At 58.3% G+C, this 21,430-nt stretch carries 18 protein-coding genes; 13 read left to right on the forward strand and 5 right to left on the reverse strand.

Annotated elements, in window-relative coordinates; all coding sequences use genetic code 11:
• The first annotated feature begins 54 nt into the window (after positions 1-54).
• Complete coding sequence (locus V6943_RS11375) at positions 55-519, forward strand: DUF2231 domain-containing protein (RefSeq protein WP_131648576.1); 465 nt, start codon at positions 55-57, stop codon at positions 517-519.
• Positions 520-596: 77 nt separating this feature from the next.
• On the opposite strand, the gene V6943_RS11380 is transcribed toward V6943_RS11375, so the two are convergent.
• Entirely contained in the window at positions 597-1,010 is a 414-nt protein-coding gene (locus tag V6943_RS11380) for a CopD family protein (protein WP_131648577.1), read from the reverse strand.
• A 126-nt stretch (positions 1,011-1,136) separates the two neighbouring features.
• Positions 1,137-1,988 (reverse strand): ion transporter, encoded by an 852-nt coding sequence (locus V6943_RS11385; RefSeq protein ID WP_340553516.1) that lies wholly within the window; start codon positions 1,986-1,988, stop codon positions 1,137-1,139.
• Positions 1,989-2,238: 250 nt separating this feature from the next.
• Between V6943_RS11385 and moaA the strand changes: the two genes are divergently transcribed.
• The 6 genes from moaA to V6943_RS11415 all read left to right on the forward strand — a co-directional run bounded on the left by moaA (position 2,239) and on the right by V6943_RS11415 (position 12,071).
• The gene (gene moaA / locus V6943_RS11390; RefSeq protein WP_181102059.1) at positions 2,239-3,234 is read left to right on the forward strand and encodes a GTP 3',8-cyclase MoaA; all 996 of its coding nucleotides are present in this window, start codon (positions 2,239-2,241) and stop codon (positions 3,232-3,234) included.
• 471 nt (positions 3,235-3,705) lie between these two features.
• Positions 3,706-7,194, forward strand: a complete 3,489-nt coding sequence (smc, locus tag V6943_RS11395; protein WP_340553517.1) for a chromosome segregation protein SMC — start codon at positions 3,706-3,708, stop codon at positions 7,192-7,194.
• A 179-nt stretch (positions 7,195-7,373) separates the two neighbouring features.
• Positions 7,374-8,192, forward strand: a complete 819-nt coding sequence (zipA, locus tag V6943_RS11400) for a cell division protein ZipA (protein WP_131648581.1) — start codon at positions 7,374-7,376, stop codon at positions 8,190-8,192.
• 275 nt (positions 8,193-8,467) lie between these two features.
• Positions 8,468-10,834: an NAD-dependent DNA ligase LigA gene (gene ligA / locus V6943_RS11405; protein WP_340553518.1), complete on the forward strand. Its 2,367-nt coding sequence runs from the start codon at positions 8,468-8,470 to the stop codon at positions 10,832-10,834.
• 230 nt (positions 10,835-11,064) lie between these two features.
• Entirely contained in the window at positions 11,065-11,415 is a 351-nt protein-coding gene (locus V6943_RS11410; protein ID WP_340553519.1) for a type II toxin-antitoxin system prevent-host-death family antitoxin, read from the forward strand.
• Positions 11,415-12,071: a hypothetical protein gene (locus tag V6943_RS11415; protein WP_340553520.1), complete on the forward strand. Its 657-nt coding sequence runs from the start codon at positions 11,415-11,417 to the stop codon at positions 12,069-12,071. Before V6943_RS11410 ends, V6943_RS11415 begins: the two co-directional genes overlap by 1 nt.
• Before the next feature lie 316 nt (positions 12,072-12,387).
• On the opposite strand, the gene V6943_RS20430 is transcribed toward V6943_RS11415, so the two are convergent.
• On the reverse strand, positions 12,388-12,564 hold the full coding sequence (locus tag V6943_RS20430; RefSeq protein ID WP_445324129.1) for a nucleotidyltransferase domain-containing protein: 177 nt from the start codon (positions 12,562-12,564) through the stop codon (positions 12,388-12,390).
• Positions 12,565-12,956: 392 nt separating this feature from the next.
• Between V6943_RS20430 and V6943_RS11420 the strand changes: the two genes are divergently transcribed.
• The 5 genes from V6943_RS11420 to fliS all read left to right on the forward strand — a co-directional run bounded on the left by V6943_RS11420 (position 12,957) and on the right by fliS (position 18,638).
• Entirely contained in the window at positions 12,957-13,853 is an 897-nt protein-coding gene (locus V6943_RS11420; RefSeq protein WP_340553521.1) for an HNH endonuclease, read from the forward strand.
• Between the two features lie 386 nt (positions 13,854-14,239).
• The gene (locus V6943_RS11425; RefSeq protein WP_340553522.1) at positions 14,240-15,742 is read left to right on the forward strand and encodes a flagellin; all 1,503 of its coding nucleotides are present in this window, start codon (positions 14,240-14,242) and stop codon (positions 15,740-15,742) included.
• 69 nt (positions 15,743-15,811) lie between these two features.
• A complete protein-coding gene (locus tag V6943_RS11430; protein ID WP_340553523.1) occupies positions 15,812-16,174 on the forward strand; it encodes a flagellar protein FlaG in 363 nt (120 codons plus the stop codon).
• A gap of 55 nt (positions 16,175-16,229) precedes the next feature.
• On the forward strand, positions 16,230-17,675 hold the full coding sequence (fliD, locus tag V6943_RS11435; RefSeq protein ID WP_340553524.1) for a flagellar filament capping protein FliD: 1,446 nt from the start codon (positions 16,230-16,232) through the stop codon (positions 17,673-17,675).
• Between the two features lie 576 nt (positions 17,676-18,251).
• Positions 18,252-18,638 (forward strand): flagellar export chaperone FliS, encoded by a 387-nt coding sequence (fliS, locus tag V6943_RS11440; RefSeq protein WP_131648585.1) that lies wholly within the window; start codon positions 18,252-18,254, stop codon positions 18,636-18,638.
• Between the two features lie 85 nt (positions 18,639-18,723).
• Here fliS and ppnP read toward each other — a convergent pair whose 3' ends face one another.
• Entirely contained in the window at positions 18,724-19,005 is a 282-nt protein-coding gene (gene ppnP / locus V6943_RS11445) for a pyrimidine/purine nucleoside phosphorylase (protein ID WP_340553727.1), read from the reverse strand.
• Positions 19,006-19,118: 113 nt separating this feature from the next.
• A complete protein-coding gene (locus V6943_RS11450) occupies positions 19,119-19,460 on the reverse strand; it encodes a DMT family protein (RefSeq protein WP_131648586.1) in 342 nt (113 codons plus the stop codon).
• Positions 19,461-19,756: 296 nt separating this feature from the next.
• Here V6943_RS11450 and V6943_RS11455 point away from each other — a divergent pair, with 296 nt between their 5' ends.
• On the forward strand, positions 19,757-21,397 hold the full coding sequence (locus V6943_RS11455; RefSeq protein ID WP_340553525.1) for a Na+/H+ antiporter: 1,641 nt from the start codon (positions 19,757-19,759) through the stop codon (positions 21,395-21,397).
• The last annotated feature ends 33 nt before the right edge of the window (positions 21,398-21,430 follow it).

Consider the following 21,430-nt stretch of genomic DNA (forward strand, 5'->3'; position numbering starts at 1 on the left):
CAAGAGGCTGCCGGCTCGTTCGGCGCGTTCCCCTTTATGCCGCTGGAGTGCCGGATGGCCAATGACCAAAGTTCTATTCACAGTCGCGCCGCGATCGCCGGACACCCCCTGCATCCGATGCTGATCCATTTCCCGGTAGCGGCGCTGATCGGCTTGCTGCCGGTCGATCTCGCCCATATCTGGACGCTGGATGATTTCTGGTGGCGGGCCGGGCTCTGGCTCGCCGGTGTGGGTGCGTTGGGCGGCTGGGTCGCGAGCATCTTCGGCCTGATCGACCTGCTCACGGTGCGCGAGATTCGTCAGAAGATCACCGCCTGGTGCCATGCGATCCTCGCGGTGATGATGCTTTCGCTGGCTTCGCTCAATTGGTTGCTGCGCTTCCAGAACGAGGGGGACAACATTCATCTGTGGGCGCTGTACCTGTCCGCGATCACGGCCGCATTGATCTCGCTGGCCGCCTATCTGGGGGGGCGACTGGTCTATGAGCATGCCGTTGGGGTCGATCTGGACAAGGTCTGACCTGGGCTGCTGTGGGTGAGGCTTGAATCGTTCGGTCATGGGCGCTATTCGGTTCGATCCGGCGGTTGGGTCATGGGCTAAAACGGCTTGGCCAGTACCAGCCAGAGCGTCGCGGTAGTGAAAGCCGCGATGGCCACGCCAAGAACGCGGCAACGGGTGGTCACGCTCTGTTCCGGGGTGCGTTCGATATGCAGCACAAGTACGCCGCAAAGGGCATGACACAAGACCATGCCTGCGACGGTGCTGAGTTTGACAATCAACCAGCCAGCCATGATGCCGTCGCGCAGAAACAGGGCTGTCCCCGAGCCGATGGCGATCAGAGCAGCCGGCGTACCGACAAGGTTGAACACCATGCGCGTGAGATGAGCATGGTCCCGGTAAAAAAGCGCATCAGTACGCTTGGTGCCGGCGGCAATGAGCGCAGGCAGGTACAGGAGAGTGCCGCACCAGCACAGCAGGCTTGCGAAGTGCAGCAGTTTGAGCAGGGGCATTCGCGTCTCCATCCGGGCCCGCGGCAGGTCAGAGGTTGTGACAACCCTCGACCGAGGCGGTTCGAATGGAGCGCAGTGGCGTTTGATTCGAGGAAATCAGGGAGTGAACGTCTTTGTGCGCGCGGCTCAGCTTTCGGCGTCGGGTTCAGGGCGCTTGAAGAGCTGAGTACCGCACCGGCTGCAGAACGCTGCATTGGCTTCGTGGCTGAGCTTTTCGCATGTGGGGCAACGATGCTGCAAGCTGTCAGCACGCATGGCAGTAGCCAGCTCGGCAGTGAAAATGCCGGTAGGGACGGCGATGATTGAATAACCCGTGATCATCACCAGGCTCGCCACCGCCTTGCCTAGTGGAGTTTGCGGCACGATGTCACCAAAACCGACGGTTGTGATCGTGACGATCGCCCAATAAATACTCATCGGAATGCTGGTGAAGCCTCTCGATGGCCCTTCGATCACGTACATCAAGGTGCCGAACACCAGCACCATGGTGGTGACGCTGAGCAGAAAGACAACAATCTTCTGTTTGCTGCCGCGAAGGGCAACCATTAAGAAGTTGGCCTGGCTCAGATACTGAGTCAGCTTGAGTACGCGGAACACCCTCAACATCCGGATCGCACGTACTACCAGCAGGTACTGCGCATCCGGTAACAGCAAGGCGATGAACGCTGGGAGTACCGACAGTAGGTCGATGGCTCCATAGAAACTGAAAATGTACTTGCGCGGCTCGGGGTGGGTATAAATCCGCACGAGATATTCGATAGCGAAAACGGCGGTAAAAAACCATTCGAGACCGACCAGGAACGTGCCGTATTCCAACCGGTAGATCGCGATGCTGTCGAGCATCACAACCACGAGGCTCGCGAAAATGAATACCAGTAGCCAGGTGTCGAATCGTTTACCTGCCGGCGTATTGGTAAAGAAGATGATGACGTAGAGGCGCTCCCGCCAGCCCATCGAACGGAGGGCGTCGTTGTCCATGTGCGTAAGCTCCCGGCAAAACGGAGAAGGCGAATATCCTAACGTTCGAACCGCACTGGCAAAACATCGTTGCGGACGGCGGTCAGAAAAAGCTGGACGGTTTTCGTTTTTTTTTGAATGCACGGTCAGAGGAGGGGCTTCGTGGGATTACGCCGCTCCAAGCTCCGATAGACCATTTGGCTCCGTACCTTTGCCACGCGTCACGTTCCGGCATAGTCTTAGCCCGCGCATCAAGTGTTTGGAGAGCGACATGCCAGATTCCCAGTTGGTCGATCCATTCGGCCGACGCATCACCTACCTGAGGCTGTCGGTCACCGACCGCTGCGACTTTCGCTGCACCTATTGCATGAGCGAAGACATGGTATTCGCTCCGCGTGCGCAGATTCTCACGCTGGAAGAGCTTTATGCCGTAGCTGATGCGTTCATCAGTCTTGGCGTCAAACGTATCCGCGTGACGGGTGGCGAGCCGCTGGTGCGCAAGGGCTTGCCGAGCCTGCTGAGTCGTCTGGGCGCGCGTGAAGAACTGGAAGATCTGGCCATCACCACCAACGGCTCGCAACTGCCAGTACTCGCGACAGTACTGCGCGACGCGGGCGTCAAGCGTCTTAATGTCAGTCTCGACTCGCTCAAGCGCGAGCGATTCGCCGAGCTGACCCGCCGTGACATGCTTCATCAGGTCATCGAAGGCATCGATGCCGCGCGTAGCGCAGGTTTCCGCCGGATCAAGCTCAACAGCGTGATCCAGAAGGGCAGGAACGACGACGAGGTGCTGGACTTGGTGAATTTCGCTGTGGAGCGCGGGCTGGACATCAGCTTCATCGAGGAAATGCCGCTCGGCAATATCTCCAGCCATGAGCGTGAAATTACCTTTTGTTCCAGCGAAGAGGTGCGTGAGCGCATCGAAGTCGGCCACCAGCTGATACGCAGTAGCCACACCACCGGCGGCCCGTCACGCTATTGGCAGGTCGCTGGCAGCGAAACCCAGGTCGGCTTTATCTCGCCGCACAGCAACAACTTCTGCGGTAGTTGCAACCGGGTGCGTGTCACGGCTGAAGGCAAGCTGGTGCTATGTCTCGGCCATGAAGGCGCACTGGACCTCAAGACCCTGATGCGCAGCCATCCGGGCGACAGTGAGCGACTGCGTCAAGCGTTGGTTGACGCGCTGCAGCTCAAGCCGGAAAGACATGAATTCCGTACCGACGAGCAAGTGCAAGTGGTGCGCTTCATGAGCATGACCGGCGGTTGAAGCGAACCGCAAGCGATGGTCTGGTGAAGTAATGCCGTAGGGTGGGCTTCAGCCCACCAGGCGCAGTCCCAAGTCACACCGAAACAGAGCCAGCATTCTGCAAGTTGACGGCCACGCTACGATTCATGTCGTTTGTTGCTGCCTACGAAGTGCTCGCGGCATCGTTGGTGGGCTGAAGCCCACCCTACATTAAGATCGCATGGGTCAGCCCAGTAGTGTGGGCCGAGCGGCGCTCCGCTTCAGCCCGCCAGGCAAGAAACTCCAAGTCACGCCGAAACGGAGCTAGCGTCTGGGCGCGTGGCGGGCGACTCGCGATTGCTTGAAGCACTACGCATCTATCACCGCGATGGCTACAAAGCGGCGTGATAAACTCCGCCGTTTTCTCGCCAGCACCCACTCGATGCCAGGAATCCCGATGTTCAAGGCGACTCTCTTGTTCGTCCTCACGCTGACTGCCACGGATAGGCCCGCATGCGTCTGAAAAGCATCAAGCTGGCCGGCTTCAAATCCTTCGTTGATCCCACCACCGTGAGCTTCCCCAGCAACATGGCGGCCGTGGTCGGGCCGAACGGCTGCGGCAAATCCAACATCATCGACGCCGTGCGCTGGGTGATGGGCGAAAGTTCGGCGAAAAATCTGCGTGGCGAGTCGATGACCGATGTCATCTTCAACGGCTCCAATACGCGCAAACCGGTGACCCAGGCCAGCATCGAGCTGATCTTCGATAACTCCGACGGCACGCTGACCGGCGAATACGCAGCCTTCGCCGAAATCTCCATCCGCCGCCGCGTGACTCGCGATGCGCAGAACACCTACTTCCTCAATGGCGTGAAATGCCGCCGCCGCGATATTACTGACATCTTTCTGGGCACCGGCCTGGGCCCTCGCAGCTACTCGATCATCGAGCAGGGCATGATCTCCAAGCTGATCGAGGCCAAGCCTGAGGATCTGCGTAACTTCATCGAAGAGGCGGCGGGCATCTCCAAGTACAAGGAGCGCCGCCGTGAAACCGAGAACCGCATTCGCCGCACCCATGAAAACCTTGCGCGCCTGACCGATCTGCGCGAAGAGCTCGAGCGCCAGCTGGAGCGCTTGCACCGCCAGGCGCAGTCCGCTGAGAAATATCAGGAATACAAGGCCGAAGAGCGTCAGCTCAAGGCGCAATTGTCGGCGTTGCGTTGGCAGGTGTTGAACGAACAGGTCGGCCAGCGCGAGCAAGTGATCGGCGATCAGGAGGTCGGTTTCGAGGCGCTGGTCGCCGAACAGCGCAACGCCGACGCCGGTATCGAGCGGCTGCGTGACGGTCATCACGAGCTGTCCGAGCGATTCAATCTGGTCCAAGGGCGCTTCTATTCGGTCGGCGGCGATATCGCACGGGTCGAGCAGAGCATCCAGCATGGCCAGCAGCGTTTGCGGCAGCTGCAGGATGATCTTCGCGAGGCCGAGCAAGCACGCTTGGAAACCGAATCGCACCTGGGCCACGACCGCACCTTGCTCGCCACCCTCGGCGAGGAGCTGGCAATGCTCAAGCCCGAGCAAGACATCGCCGGCGCGGCAGCCGAGGAAACCGCGGCGCAACTCGAAGAGGCCGAAACTGCCATGCAGGCATGGCAGGAGCAGTGGGAACGCTTCAATCAGCAGAGTGCCGAGCCGCGCCGGGCGGCCGAGGTGCAGCAGTCGCGTATCCAGCAGCTCGAACATGCACTGGAGCGTCTGAGCGAGCGTCAGCGTCGTCTGGATGACGAACGCACCTTGCTCGCGGGCGACCCTGAGGATGTCGCGGTAGCGGAGCTGAGCGAACAGCTGTCCGTCGGTGAGTTGAGCTTGGAAGAGCTAATTGCCGCGCAAGAGCAGACCGATCAGCAGCTCGAACGCATACGCGAGCAGCTGCAGCAGGTCGGCCAGGCCGAGCAGCAGGCGCAGGGTGAACTGCAGCGGCTCAATGGCCGCATCGCTTCGCTGGAAGCCCTGCAGCAGGCCGCGATGGATCCAGGCAAAGGCGTTTCCGAATGGTTGCGTGAGCAAAGTCTCGATGAGCGTCCGCGCCTCGCCGAAGGGCTGCGCGTCGAGCCGGGCTGGGAGCTGGCGGTCGAAACCGTGCTGGGCGCGGATTTACAGGCGGTCTTACTGGACCAATTCGACGGCCTCGATATGAGCGGCTTCGAGCAGGGCGATCTACGGCTTGTCAGCCCGGCGCAGGGCGGCGGGATCATGGCCAACAGCTTGCTGGATAAGGTCGAGTCAGTTGCCGATTTGTCGCCTTGGTTGGGGCGGGTGCGTCCGGTGGATGATCTTGATCAGGCGCTGGCTGCACGTGGTTCGCTCGGCGAGGGCGAAAGCCTGATCAGCCGTGACGGCTACTGGGTTGGTCGACATTTTTTGCGCGTGCGGCGTGCCGGAGAGGCCGAGTCCGGACTGCTGGCGCGCGGTCAGGAACTGGAGCGGCTGCAGGCTGAGCGCGATGAGCGCGAACAAAGTCTGGAACTGCAGGGCGAGCGGCTCGGCCAGCTTCGCGAAACACAACGTGAATCGGAAGATCGGCGCGAACAGCAGCGTCGTCAGCATCAAGACCTGTCCCGTCAGCAGGCCGAGCTGAATGCACGATTATCCGCCAGCCAGGCCAGGCTGGAGCAGCTCAGCTTGCGCCGTGTTCGACTAGATGAAGAGCTTTCCGAACTGTCCGAACAGCGTGAGCTTGAAACCGAACAGCTCGGCGAGGCTCGTTTGCATCTGCAGGATGCGCTCGACGCGATGGCAGCGGATACCGAACAACGCGAAACATTGCTGGCGAGCCGCGATGGCATCCGCGAGTCTCTCGACCGGATTCGCCAGGAGGCCCGCCAGCATAAGGATCACGCGCACCAGTTGGCCGTGCGAGTCGGCTCGCTGAAAGCACAATATGATTCGACTCGTCAGGCATTGGAGCGCCTAGAACAACAATTCGAACGAGCGATGGAGCGTCGCGAGCAGCTCAGTCTGAATCTGGAAGAGGGTGAAGCCCCGCTCGATGAATTGCGAATGAAGCTCGAGGAGCTGCTTGAGCGACGCATGGGTGTCGAGGAGGAGCTCAAGATGGCGCGCCTGGCACTCGAAGGCGCCGACCGAGAATTGCGCGATGTTGAAAAGCGCCGTACTCAGGCTGAACAGCAGGCGCAACTATTACGCGGCCAGCTCGAACAGCAGCGCATGGAGTGGCAAGCGCTCAGCGTTCGGCGCAAGGCGTTGCAGGATCAGCTGCACGAAGATGGCTTCGATCTGCATGGCGTGCTCGCGACGCTGCCTACTGGCGCAGCGGAGGCGGAGTGGGAGGCTGAACTCGAGCGCCTTGCTGCGCGTATTCAGCGCCTCGGTCCGATCAACCTCGCGGCGATCGACGAATACCATCAGCAATCGGAACGAAAGCGCTATCTCGATGCGCAGAACGATGACCTCACCGAGGCGCTGGATACGCTGGAGAATGTCATCCGCAAGATTGACAAGGAAACCCGCAATCGCTTCAAGGATACCTTCGACCAGATCAATGGCGGGCTGCAGGCGCTTTTTCCCAAGGTTTTCGGTGGCGGCAGCGCTTATCTGGAACTTACCGGGGAAGATTTACTCGATACCGGGGTGGCGATCATGGCGCGTCCGCCGGGCAAGAAGAACAGCACCATCCACCTGTTGTCAGGCGGCGAAAAAGCACTGACCGCTCTGGCGCTCGTGTTTGCGATCTTCCAGCTCAACCCGGCACCGTTCTGCATGCTCGATGAAGTGGATGCACCCCTGGACGACGCCAACGTCGGCCGCTACGCGCGACTGGTCAAGGAAATGTCCGAAAAGGTGCAGTTCATCTACATCACGCACAACAAGATCGCGATGGAGATGGCTGATCAGCTGATGGGCGTGACCATGCATGAACCGGGTTGTTCAAGGTTGGTGGCCGTCGATGTGGAACAGGCGGTAGCACTCGTGGAGGCTTGAGACCCGCTAGTTCGGGTGTTTTTGAGGGAAACGGAGACTAACAAAAGAGCCGCGTCGGGCGGTGCACATCTACCGTTCGTCGTGCTAGTTTAGAGCGCAATTTTTGCGATGCGCAGATGAGCCTGTTCAGCGGCTGTGAATCTGCGTCTTTATCATCGATTTCAGGGGTTTAAGCATTAATGGATATCGGTCTGCGCGAGTGGCTGATCCTCATCGGCATCATTGTTATCGCCGGCATTCTTTTCGATGGCTGGCGCCGGATGCGCGGCAGCAAAGGCAAGTTGAAATTCAAGCTAGATCGCAATATCGCCAACAGTTTCCCTGACGAAGGCGACTCCAATGAGTTGTTAGGACCGCCGCGAGTCGTTAGCCGCAACAACGAGCCATCGCTGGACGAAACGGATCTCCCGTCAATGAGCGCGCGCGAGACAGTCAAACGTCGCACCAACGAACCTCAGCAGGGCGATCTACACTTCACCAGCGATGAGCCGGTCCCGACATTGCTCGAGCCTGTGGCAGGCGATGACGGTGAGGCGAGCGAGTCCGAGCATGAACTGCCTCCGGTCGAGGAAGTGCTCGTCATCAACGTGATTTCCCGCGACCCGCACGGCTTCCGTGGCCCGGCGCTGCTGCAGAACATTCTGGAAAGCGGCCTGCGTTTCGGCGAAATGGACATATTCCATCGCCACGAAAGCATGGCAGGCAATGGCGAGGTGCTGTTTTCCATGGCCAACGCCGTCAAGCCCGGCACATTCGATCTGGATGATATCGACCATTTCACCACGCCGGCCGTGAGCTTCTTCCTCGGCCTGCCCGGCCCGCGTCATCCCAAGCAAGCCTTCGACGTGATGGTCGCCGCCGCACGCAAGCTGTCCTCGGAATTGAACGGCGAGTTGAAAGACGATCAGCGCAGCGTATTGACCGCGCAGACCATCGAACACTACCGCCAGCGCATCGTCGAATACGAACGCCGACAGATGACCGTCAAGCAACGCTGACTGGCCGGGCGGCGCTCCGCTTCAGCCCGTAGGGTGGGCTTCAGCCCACCACAGGAACCACGGTGGGCTGAAGCCCACCCTACTAAAACCGCTCCGCTCTTGTAGGAGGCGCGCCCTCGCGGCGAAGTACGCCGCAGGCCCAGCCCCTCCGAAAGACCGAACCCCCGCGCAAACCTGTCCTCAATTGCCGGATCGGCTAAAATCCCGCGCCTTATATCAACCAAAGGCGCGCTGAGACTGTCTGACCAGCATTGCCACTGCCACGGCTCCGTTCTATGCCTTCCGCCCAAACTGCTGCCGAGCGCATCGCCGAACTGCGCAGCGAAATCGACGCTCACAACTATCGCTACTACGTACTCGACGAGCCCAGCGTTCCCGATGCCGAGTACGACCGCCTGTTCAAGGAGCTCAAAGCGCTCGAAACCGAACACCCGGAACTGGTCACCCCCGACTCACCCACTCAGCGTGTCGGTGGTGCGGCCTTAGCGGCATTCGGCCAGGTCCGCCACGAAGTGCCGATGCTGAGCCTGGGCAATGCCTTCGAGGAGCAGGATCTGCTCGACTTCGATCGACGCGCCCGCGACGGGCTGGACTTGCCCTCGGGTGATCTATTTGGCAACGGCGCTGAGCTGGAATACAGCTGCGAACCGAAACTCGACGGCCTGGCCGTCAGCCTGCTTTACGAAAACGGCCAGCTGGTACGCGGTGCCACGCGTGGTGACGGCAGTACGGGCGAGGACATCAGCACCAACGTCCGCACCATTCGCAATATCCCGCTCAAACTGCATGGCAGCGGCTGGCCGTCGGTACTGGAAGTGCGCGGTGAAATTTATATGCCCAAGGCCGGCTTCGAGGCGTTGAATGCACGCCAACTGGAAGCCGGCGGCAAGCCCTTCGCTAATCCACGCAACGCCGCAGCCGGCAGCCTGCGACAGCTTGACTCGAAGATAACCGCCAGCCGCCCGCTGGAGCTTTGTGCCTACGGCGTCGGCCGCAGCGATGGCGAGCTGCCGGATACCCACATCGACATCCTCAATGCGCTCAAAGGCTGGGGTTTGCCCATTAGCCGTGAGCTGAGGCTGGCCAAGGGCGTCGCTGAGTGCCGTGCCTATTACCAGTCGATCGGCGAAAAACGCGACGCGCTGCCATACGAGATTGATGGCGTAGTGTTCAAGGTCAACTCGACCGCGCAGCAGCGCGAGCTGGGCTTCCGTGCGCGCGAACCACGCTGGGCCATCGCGCATAAGTTTCCGGCCCGCGAGGAAGTGACCGAACTACTGGACGTGGAATTCCAGGTGGGCCGTACTGGCGCAATCACACCGGTTGCACGCCTGAAGCCCGTGCAGGTCGCTGGCGTGACGGTCTCGAACGCCACGCTGCACAACATGGATGAGGTGGCGCGCCTGGGCGTGATGATCGGCGACACGGTCATCGTGCGGCGCGCGGGCGATGTGATTCCGCAAATTCTCGGTGTGATCCCGGAGCGTCGTCCTGAAAACGCGCGTGTCGTTCACGTACCGGAACAATGCCCAGTCTGCGGCTCGGCCGTTGAACGCACCCAGCTGATCAAACGCAGCAAGGGCCGGGAGTCGATCAGCGAAGGTTCGATCTACCGCTGCGTGGGCCGGCTGGCCTGCCAGGCGCAGCTCAAGCAGGCGATCATTCATTTCGTTTCGCGTCGCGCCATGGACATCGACGGGCTCGGTGACAAGATCGTCGAGCAGCTGGTCGATACCGGACTGGTCAGCTCGCCAGCCGATCTCTACTGCTTGACCTTCGAGCAGGTATTGGCTCTGGAAGGCTTCGCCGAAGTGTCGACTCGCAACCTGCTCAAATCCATCGACGTCAGCCGCACGCCGTCCTTAGCGCGCTTCATCTATGCGCTGGGCATTCCCGACGTGGGCGAGGGCACGGCCAAACTCCTGGCGCGGGCCTTGGGTTCCCTGGATCGCATCAGCCGGGCGTTACCGGATGTGCTGGTTTACCTGCCGGACATCGGCCTGGAAGTAGCCCATGAAATTCACAGCTTCTTTGAGGATGAGCATAACCAGCTCGTCATCGAACAGCTGCGCGAGCGAGGCGTGCAGCTGCAAGAGGAGGGCGCCGTGCATCCTGAGTTTGCCGCCTGCGCGACGCTCGCCGGACTGCTCGACAAACTCAACATTCCGTTTATTGCCACCACCGGCGCTCAGCGTCTCGCCGACCGTTTCGGTAGCCTCAAGGGCATCATCGAAGCCGATTGGCTCGATCTACGCCAGGTCGAGCGCCTCAACGAAAAGGCCGCTCGCGCGTTACGCGATTATTTCGATGACCCGACCAATGCCGAGCTCGCCTACGCAATCGAGGCCCAGTTGCACGAGTTCGGCATGCACTGGCAAAGCGAGCGTAAGGCGGCGGAAGGCTTGCCGTTGGCGGGCCAAACCTGGGTGTTGACCGGCACGCTGGAAAGCATGAGCCGCGACGAGGCCAAGGCGAGGCTGGAGGCACTCGGGGCGAAGGTGTCGGGGTCGGTATCGGCGAAGACTAGCGTAGTGGTGGCGGGGCCTGGGGCAGGGTCGAAACTGGCGAAGGCGAATGAGTTGGGCGTTGCGGTAGAAGACGAAGCGTCTTTCCTGAAGCGGCTCGGCATCCTCGAGACCTAGCTCATTACGCCTATATAAGGAGCCAGCGCGCTAACGGTCCACCAGGTGGCAATGTTAGGGCGGGCGGAGCCCGCAGCTGTTGTAATTGCATTCGCCAATAGCGGCGGATGCGGTTCTATTTCAGAACGAGACGGAGCACAGCTGTCATCACCGGTCTAGCTGCTAGGAGATTGCAAAAATGTACAGTATGTCTAATATGTCTCGAAACACTTGATTGCCCCGAGGTAACCATGATTACCGAACTGCCCGATATTCAAGATTTGCCTCGTCAGAATGCCTCTCAGGTGAAGAACAAGTGGGGCGAGGTACTGCGCCAAGTTCGTCAGTCGGGGAGCGTGGCCATCACCAACCACTCCACGGTTGACATGGTTCTGCTGGATGCCGATACCTATCAACGGCTTACTGAAGAAATCCACATGCTTAACTCGCGGGACAGAAACGTGCTGGACGAATTGGCTCATCGGTTCGAGGCACGGCTAGAGGTACTGGAGCAGCCAGACGTCAGGCAAAAGGTAGAGGCGCTGTTTGAAACCAAGGGCAAGTTAGACGCCCATCGTCCTAAAGCCGGCGTCTCGTTCTGATGCCCCAGGCTGGCGCGGCTGGGCGCCCCATTATTTTCGTATTGGCTGGGGTAAACGGTGCGGGTAAAAGCTCTGTGGGCGGTTCCATGTTAATGGAGCATGGCCTGAACTGGTTCAATCCCGATACCTATGCGCGTGAGTTGATGGTGCAACTGGGTATGGGTACTGCGAAGGCCAATGGCCTTGCATGGGAGTACGGACGGTCCAAGCTCGAGGCGGCAATGGCTCAGTACAAGAGTTACGCTTTTGAAACCACATTGGGAGGCCGCACGATTCCAGACCTGCTCGCAAAGGCGACGCGGACTCACGACGTCATGATGTTTTTCTGTGGGCTCTCATCGCCCGAGCAGCATATCGAGCGTGTTCGGCTTCGCGTAGCGAATGATGGTCACGATATCCCGGAAGACAAAATCCGGGAGCGCTGGACCGGATCTCGCGTAAACCTGATTAAGCTGATCCCGCACTTGGCGCGTCTGCAGGTATTCGACAACAGCACCGAAGCGCTGCCAGGGCAAGACATTCCTGATCCGCTCCTCGTGATGGAAACAATCAACGGCCAGATCGTATTCCCTAAGCCGGAGGATACGATGATCCTGAACCAAACGCCGCAATGGGCAAGGTCGATCGTGCAGGCAGCCATCGAAATTTCCAGTTGAGCTCCAGCACGTCCTGCAAATCCAGATCATGAAGCAGGTCGGCAATTTCTTTTGGGGTCTTGCTTCGCACGTGCTCAAGGCATCGCTGGAGCGAATCGAGTTTTCGCTCGACGATTAGCCTATCCATCGCTGCCTCCTCTCGGCGAGCAATCGTTCAACATAGGGCATGAAGTCGTCGTTATTGAGGATGTGCTTGTACACCAGCTCTGCGTGACGCCCCGGCTCACCGATGATGCGCGCTCCGTGCCTGAGTATTTACTCAACCGGCTCGCCAATTGTTGCCAGGTCAATAAGATCCACGGCGCGGCCAGTGGCTTCAGCGATATCGGAGATGAGCGCTATCTGCTGCTCGGCAGTCATGGGTGAGTCCATAGACAGCGACGTCTACATCACTTTTACTTCGTACCGTGCCTTTGGCAACCGAGCCGAAAACGTAGGCCAACTTGATGTCCGGATGTTGCCTAAGGCCGGCCTCAACCTGCTTGATCGTCATACAAAACCTGCCGAGTTGTAGAGCGGGCGATCCTACCGCGTTGATGTCGATTGACTGGGCGGGTTGCCTCCGCTCACAAGTTTACGAATCTAACCTCAAACGCCGGTGTACTTGCGAACCGCGAGATTCGTAAAGGTAGTGCAATCCACCGTTAAGGCAGGCATCGGGGATCGGTGGCCATTTTCCCCGCCAGGCTTCACCCCGCGACGAACGCCGGTGCTAGACAAAGCAAAGGCTTCACGCCGAGAGCGGCCCTTCCTGCGAATTACATTTAAATTCCGCCCCGAAGCCAAACACGAGGGCATGCAGATCGTCATGCGCCTGTGGATTAAGTTATTGAAGATTCCGCCGAAACCGATCGCTGGACGTCGTCACCACTAGTAGGAATAAAAATGGATTTCTTTTGGGTCAACCTCGGCAGCACCTACGCAGAAGTTACAGGCAACAACTTTCTATGGGCACCTTTACGCTCCATCTCCGCCAATGGTCAGATCCGAACCATTCGGCACTGGTCTGTCGTCAGCGAAGTTAAAGCGGGGGACGTTATCTTCTGCGCTTACGACAAGTTATTAACTAAAGTGGCAATCGCTACAGATGATGCCTTCATCGCGCCACGTCCGGAAACCCGGAAGCCTAATCCTCTGAAAGGTAAGGGAAACTGTGTTGAGATTGAGTTTATGGCGAATGCGCGACCTGTACTAAAAGCCAATTTAGCAGGCGATTTCGTCAAGCTTTTCAACAATCAATGCGACCCCGAACTGTTCAATAGCAACGGTACGCTCAATCAGATTTACATGTCCCGCTTGAGCGGTGCTGCGGGGAAATACTTGCTGGACGCCGCAGGCATACTCGTGGATTTTCCAGAGTGCCGGGTTGGTGAGTCAGACATATTGAGCGAAACCACCCGAGAGGCGCTTCGGCAGGAACGCATAGGGCAAGCGAGATTTCGAAAAGCGTTAATGGGCCAATGGGAAGGTAAGTGCGCGCTGACTGGGCTAGCGATGCAAGAGCTTCTCGTCGCATCGCACATCGTTCCGTGGGCGGTCGCTGACGATACGGCAAGGCTAGACCCGTACAACGGACTCCTGCTTGCTGCGCATATCGACCGGTTGTTTGAAAGCGGTCTGGTTTCTTTCGCTGACGACGGCCAACTGCTCATAAGCGAGCGACTGGAGGGCGAGTCGCGAGCACTGCTTGGCCTGGATAAAGTGCTTCGCATAAGCGGGTTGTCGAAAAAGCATGGCCAATATCTTATGCACCATCGTGAAAAATTTGGCTATACCTTCTGACCAGCGCGCACTGGCGGCGCATCGTTGTAGCGAGCGGGGGCGCCGCCAGGTCCCTGCGTCCTGCATCGGTAGCCAGCAATCGCACCCAGCTCTTACTCGGTAACGAACCGGCTGAATTCAGCAGTGCCACGGCTGCTGACGTATTCATTAAAGATTTCCACTGCCCGCCCGACAACCTTCGCAGGCGGGCTCGCTTGTTTGCGGATTCGCCGGTGTCGTACTGGTTGTTCTCGGGGCTTGCAAATTATTTTCAACCGCCTCCTAAAGCTCACCGAAACGACGCCGATAAGCTAATCGAATGCGAACTCAATGGGTGCCTGGGCAAAAGCCGGCCCGGAGTCGCAAGCTCAGGCAACCAAAGTAACTAGCGCCCTTGGAGGCACATCATGGCTCTTACAGTCAACACTAACGTCGCTTCTCTGAACACGCAGCGCAACCTTCAGTCATCTTCGAACGCGCTAGGCACCTCCATGCAGCGCCTTTCGACTGGTAGTCGGATCAACAGCGCCAAAGATGATGCTGCAGGTCTGCAGATTTCAAACCGTCTTACCAGCCAGATTAGCGGATTGAACGTGGCAGTGCGCAACGCTAATGACGGCATCTCTCTCGCTCAAACTGCCGAGGGCGCCCTGCAGCAATCAACGAATATTCTCCAGCGTATGCGTGATCTCTCGCTCCAGGCGGCGAACGGTAGCAACGATGCTACCGATCGGGGTGCGCTTCAGAAGGAGGTCGGTGCGCTCCAGAGCGAGCTAAGCCGAATCGCAGAAACAACTACGTTCGGTGGGAGAAAGCTGCTGGATGGTTCGTTCGGCTCAACTGCGTTCCAAGTAGGCGCTAATGCAAACGAAACAATTAATGTATCGATTGGCAGTGCGGCCGCCAATAAAATGGGCGCCTATACATCCGATGCTAGCGGCTCCAAACTGGGCCTTGCCTCGTTAGCCGCTACTGCTACAAACTACCAAGCTGATGGCACGCTAAAAATATCTGCGAACGGGAAGGAATATGATGCTGTCGATATTTCTGTTACCGACACAGCAGCTTCAGTTGTTTCAAAAATCAATGACGCAGGTTCACCAGTCAAAGCATCGGCACGTACGGATGCGGTACTAACTAAATCTGCTAACGTCGGTACTTTCGATCTAAAGATTGAAGTATCTAAAACAGATAACACTGTTAGTGATACCACTATTGATCTAAAGGGTATGACCGACTTTGATCAGGTCGTCAGCGCAGTGAACGCCAGCGGCTCGGGTTTGGCGGCAAAGGTAAACGGTAACGGCACTCTGGAGATCAGTTCTGCTGATGGATCTTCGATTAAATTCACTGCTGGTGGTATGACCAATGCCGCTACGCCAGCAACGATAGCTGCGGCGGATTTTAAAGTACAAACTCGCTCTGCCGAAGACGCGAACAATGATAATGCTGGAGATCTTTCAACTGCGGTAGATATCGGCGCGGTAGCAACCGGTGCGGTAGCAACCGGTGCGGTGAAACTAAGCTCGTCTGCGGCGTATTCTCTATCTGGTACCGCGGCTGCGAAAATTACTGGCGAGTCTGCCGGGAGCCTTGCGAAGATAAGTGACGTCGATGTGAGTACCGCTTATGGTGCTCAAAATGCAATTGATATAATCGATGGGGCCATAGCCTTTATTGACTCGCAGCGTTCTGATCTCGGTGCAGTTCAAAACCGATTCGATAACACGATCTCCAATCTACAGAGCATCTCTGAAAACGTTTCCGCAGCGCGCGGTCGTATTCAAGATACCGACTTCGCAGCCGAAACCGCCAACCTGAGCAAGAACCAGATTCTGCAGCAGGCTGGTACCGCGATCCTCGCTCAGGCCAAGCAGCTGCCGCAGGCTGTTCTGAGCTTGCTGCAGTAATAGGCAGAAGGCGTTAATGATGAGGGTAGGGCTGTGCTCTACCCTCATTGATTCATGAGAGGTGAATCAATGGACGTCGGAAAACTAACTGGCGGGGCCGTACCGCAAACGCAAATGACAGCTGGATCGTCACCCAGCCTCCTCAAGGAGGCTGGGTTTTCTGCGTCCGATAAGCTCCAGCCAGCAACGGCTCCCGCAAAAGCGGAAGAGCAGGAAAGTACCGCTGACCTGGTCGAAAAGCTTCGGTCTCAAATGCAGCATATCCAAAGAGATCTGAGCTTCAGCGTCGACGATTCCACTGGCGACGTGGTGGTTCGTGTGATCGATGGGGAATCAGGCAAAATCGTTCGGCAGATACCGTCGGAGGAAATACTTCGCCTTACCGAGCGGCTGGATGAAATGCGTAGTTTGTTGTTCGAAGCCAAAGCTTGACGGTACGATTTTTGTATTAAGCTTTCCGCTAACATTTTCTTGACGAGGTATGGCTATGGCTGGCATCACGGGCATCGGTTCCGGTATAGATATCGACGGCATGGTGTCTAGCATGGTCGCGGCTGAGCGTGCGCCCAAAGAGACGCAACTCGCGAATCTCGAAAAGAAAACCACCACCCAAATTACTGCTGTTGGTGCTTTAAAAAGCGCCATCAGCGACTTCCAGACGGCGCTTGGCGGGCTGAACAAGCCGGAGCTGTTCCAGGCGCGTTCGGCTACATCCAGCAAGGCGGATCTGGTTGGCGTTACTGCCAGTACCACTGCCGGCGCCGGTAGCTATCAGGTCGAGGTAGAGAAGCTGGCAACCAGCAGCAAAGTAGCTCTCGCTGCGGTTAAGAACACAGCCGACGCACCGGCGCGCTTTGCCAGCGGGACGCTGGAGATTTCGCTCGGTGTGCCGGGCACCCCTCCTTCAAAAGAATCATTTTCCGTTACGGTCGATGAGAGCAACAACACGATGGCCGGTATGCGTGATGCCGTCAACGCGGCCGGCAAGGAAATGGGCGTCAGTGCGACCATCGTGACGGATGAGCACGGCTCGCGGCTCGTGCTTAGCAGCAGCAAAAGCGGTGACGGGCGCGATATCACTGTGGCGGGAACTGATGCAGCGCCTGTACAGGATGGTCAAGTCAGTCTCTCGAAACTGGCTTTCGACGGTACCTCGAGTACCGGTGAAGGTGCGCGCGCGCTGACCACGGCGCAGAGTGCTAGGCTGTCTATCGATGGTTTGCAGATCGTCAGTGAAACCAACAAGGTTGAGGGTGCCATCGATGGCGTTACGCTCGATCTCAAGGCCAAAACCGCAGCTAACGAACCGCTTACCGTCAACGTTGCGGAAGACAAGGCAGGCGTCAAAAAGCAGATCCAGTCCTTCGTCGATAGCTACAACAAGCTGATCGGCGTGATTAATGCGCAAACCAAAGTGACGTCCGTGGGTGACGATAAGGCTCCTGTTACAGGCGCGCTGGTAGGGGATGCCACGGCCCGCACCTTGCTCAATACCATCCGTAATGAATTGGTGAATGTGCAAGGTGATGGCGCGCTGCGTGCGCTGACCGATATTGGCATCACCACGCAGAAAGACGGCACGCTGAAGATCGATGATGCCAAGCTGGGCAAGGCAATGGATGGCAACTTTACCGAGCTGTCGGGGTTGTTTACGGGCGATAAAGGTCTTGCTAACCGGCTGGATGCGAAGCTCAAGCCCTATACCGAAACCGGTGGCATTCTCGAACAGCGCAACAAGGCGATGACCGAGACCATCTCGAAGATCGATGATCAGAAGGAAGATTTGAACCGCCGTATCACCTCGCTGCAAGAGAGACTCTACAAGCAGTTCAATGCCATGGACCTGTTGGTGGGGCAGTTGTCGAATACGTCCAACAGCCTAATCGCCTCGCTGGAGAACCTGCCTTGGGCAGCAGGTAATTCCAAGAAGTAAACAGCACCGTAGGGGCAGTGCGGTAGGGTGGGCTTTAGCCCACCAGACGAAGTTTCGCACGTATGCGTCGGCGCGATTTATGCGGGAGCCGGGCGGAGTCTTGGCTCGGCTTGCTAGCTGGTTAGCAGGTTTTGGTGGGCAGAAGCGGAGCGCCGCCCGGCCCACCCTACGAGGTTGTGCACGGTTCAGGCAGGGTGGGCTTCAGCCCACCAGAGACGTGCCGCACATGTTCATCGGCGCGACTTATGTGGCGGCCAGGCGGAGTCTTGGCTCGGCTTGCTAGCCGGTCAGCAGGTTTTGGTGGGCTGAAGCGGAGCGCCGCATGGCCCACCCTACAAGGTTGTGCATGGTAGGGTGGGCTTTAGCCCACCAGCGGAGCGCCGCATCCGAAACCGAGCGTGCCGGGATACGATCCGCTGGAAACCTGGCCCGCCAAGGTGGTGAGCTTCACTATCGATTCCAAAGCCGCCAGCGAGGTGGTTGTCTCTCCGTTAATTTTGCTGACTGCTCTCAAGCTTGAGCGACCCCGACCGATAAGCTGTACATGCAAATTGATGTGGCAAGGGGCTCATCCAAATGAATGCTATGGCAGCAATGAGGCAGTACCAGCAAGTCGGTGTTAAGGCCCAGGTGACCGAGGCTGATCCGCACCGTTTGATTCAGATGTTGATGCAGGGTGGGCTGGACCGTATCGCTCAGGCTAAGGGTGCCATGGAGCGTGAGGCCTACGCGGAGAAGGGCACACTGATAGGTAAAGCGGTCAGCATCATTGGCGGTCTGCGCGATGTGCTGGACAAGCAAGCCGGCGGCGAGCTGGCGGAAAACCTGGATCGCCTGTACGAATTCATGACGATGCGGCTGTTCGAAGCCAGCCGGCATAACGACGTAAACAAGCTTGATGAAGTGGCGAATCTGCTCGGTGAAATCAAACAAGGCTGGGACGGCATCGCGCCTAAGGTTTGATTCAAGCCGCAGTACTACAGATGCTATTTGTCAACGCAACACTGACGCACTGTCTGGCAACTGAGCCAGTCAGTGCGTTTTGCTTTCAGCGGTACTCGCAAAGATAAGCGGTATCCATTGCAACCTTCAGCTGGAACTTGCTGTTGGCTGGCACGGTGAATTGAGTGCCGGCGCCAAAGGTTTCGTAGCTGTCGCTTCCCGGTAGTTTGACGTCCAGGCTGCCGGCGACCACGTGCATCACTTCCAACTGGTTGGTACCGAATTCGTAATCGCCTGCCGCCATGACGCCGATGGTGGCAGGCCCTGCTGCCATGTCGAAGGCGATGGATTTGACGGTGCCGTCGAAGTACTCGTTGACCTTGAACATTCGGAACTCCAGGGTGCGGAAAAGGGCGGCCAGTATGCCGAAGCGGCAAGATGGCGTCATCAGGCCGCTCATGTTTCGAATGAAGGCCATGTTGCGGCTTTGCAGCGGCACGCTCACGAGCGAAAAATGAAGTACACCGCACCTAACAGGCAAATCCCGGCCCAGAGATAGTCGAGCTTCAGTGGCTGCTGCATATAGAGCACGCTGAAGGGGACGAAGATCGCGAGGGTGATGACCTCCTGCATGATCTTTAGTTGGCCGATCGACAGCTCGGTGTAGCCGATGCGGTTGGCGGGCACCATGATCAGATACTCGAACAAGGCGATACCCCAGCTGATCAGTGCAGCGATCAGCCAGGGTTTGCCGTTGAGTGTTTTGAGGTGGCCATACCAGGCAAAGGTCATGAACAAGTTGGAGATGCAGAGCAGGGCGGCAGTCTGAAGCCAGATGGGCATTGGAAATCTCCGGGTTGGTGCCTGGTGCCATTCACTCCTCCGATCCCGATGAAGCCGCTCTCGTCGCCTACAGACAGGCGTCTGTAGCCACTGCATCGGGGCAAGGCTCAGTTGGGCTGCGTTGGGCGATGGGGATCAGGGCGCGATATTTTACGTCACGCGCGGCAGTGCTGGTGGTCGTTGGGACGGACCTGACGAACGAACCGGCTATATCAAACCGCCTGGCTATACTTTTTTCACAATGCGCGCACTTCCCGCACGCCTTTTACCTATTTCCGCAGAGACCCGCCGGCCCTATGGAAACGCTTTATCTAATCTTTTTGCTGTTGCTTGCGGTGGGCGCAAGCCGGGTTCTAGCCAATGTCATACCGGTGCCGCTGCCGATCCTGCAGATCCTGATGGGCAGCATGCTGGCGCTTCCGCCATTCGGAATGGGCGTTGAGCTACGGCCGGAGATCTTCATGTTGCTGTTCATTCCGCCGTTGCTGTTCTACGACGGTTGGAAGATTCCCAAACGCGAGTTCACCGAGCATGGCGCGGAAATGACGGCCATGGCGCTGCTGCTCGTGCTGGTCATCCTGGTGGTGGTCGGTTACTTCATTCACTGGTTGCTGCCGACGATTCCGCTGGCGGCGAGCTTCGCACTGGCGGCCATTCTCTCGCCGACCGATGCGCTAGCCGTAATCGCCATCGCCCAGGGTCGACTTCCGCGCCATATGGCGCACCAGCTGGAAGGCGAGGCGATGATGAACGATGCCACTGGCCTGGTCTCGTTCAAGTTCGCACTGGCCGCCGCCATTACCGGCACCTTTTCGCTGACGACGGTCACCGGCGAGTTTTTTGTCATCGCGCTGGGTGGTCTGCTCATTGGCGCCGGCTTGAGCTGGGCGGTGGGCAAGGCCAAGCAATGGATGACCGCGCGTAACCTGTTCGATCCCTCGGCCTATGTGCTGATGATTTTGCTGCTGCCCTTTGCCGCGTTCTTCCTGGCCGAGCATGCGGGCATGTCCGGCATCCTTTCGGCGGTGGCGGCGGGCATGGTGCAGAGCCGCATCGACATGCTGCCGGTGAAGACCAGCACGCGCATCCTCAACCGCAGCATTTGGGAAATGCTTGATTTCAGCTTCAACGGTTTGGTGTTTCTGCTGTTGGGGCTGCAATTCCCGCGGATCGTGGCGAGGGTTTGGGAAGCGGCTGGACAGCAGAGCTACAGCATGCCGATGTTGATCTTCAGCGCATTGGCGATCATGGCGCTGCTGCTGGTGATCCGTTTCGGCTTCGTTTACGCCTATCACTGGAGCGAGGCGCGGGTACATCGGCTGCTTGGAAAGACTGTTCAGCCCAAACCCCTTAGGCTGTTTTCCGCGCTTAGCGCCGTGGCGGGCGTGCGTGGGGCAATCACCCTGGCCGGCGTCCTGTCGATTCCACTGATGATTGGCGACACGCCATTTCCGGGGCGCGATTTGATGATTTTTCTGGCGGCCGCCGTGATCATCTTGTCGTTGCTGGTCGGTGCGCTGGGCATCCCCTATTTCCTCAAGCAACTGCCCAACAACGATGTCGAACAACATAGGGAAGAGCTGAAGAAAGCCCGTCGCATCGCCGCCCAGGCTGCGGTCACCTGGCTGGAAAACTGGAAACAGGCCAACCCCGTGGACGATCCCGACGAGGCGCTGCTGCGCAGCGAGGTCACCGCTCGGATTACCGAGTCCTATCGGCACGACATCGAAGCCTTGATGGAACACCAAGATCGTGCGAACCAGGCGCGCCAGACGCAGGTGCTGGAGCGCGACATTCGCGTGCAAGCCATCGCTGTGCAGCGCAAGGAACTGTACCGGATGAGAAAGCGCCACCTGATCGACGAGCAGATGCTGCAGATCCTGCTGCGCGAACTCGATTACGAAGAGGCGGCGCTCGGCACGGGCGACGCGGTTTAAAGATTTTTTCCGCCTCGTGCAGCAGCGGAAGCG

The organism is Pseudomonas sp. CBC3, assembly GCF_037967085.1.
GTDB lineage: Bacteria > Pseudomonadota > Gammaproteobacteria > Pseudomonadales > Pseudomonadaceae > Stutzerimonas.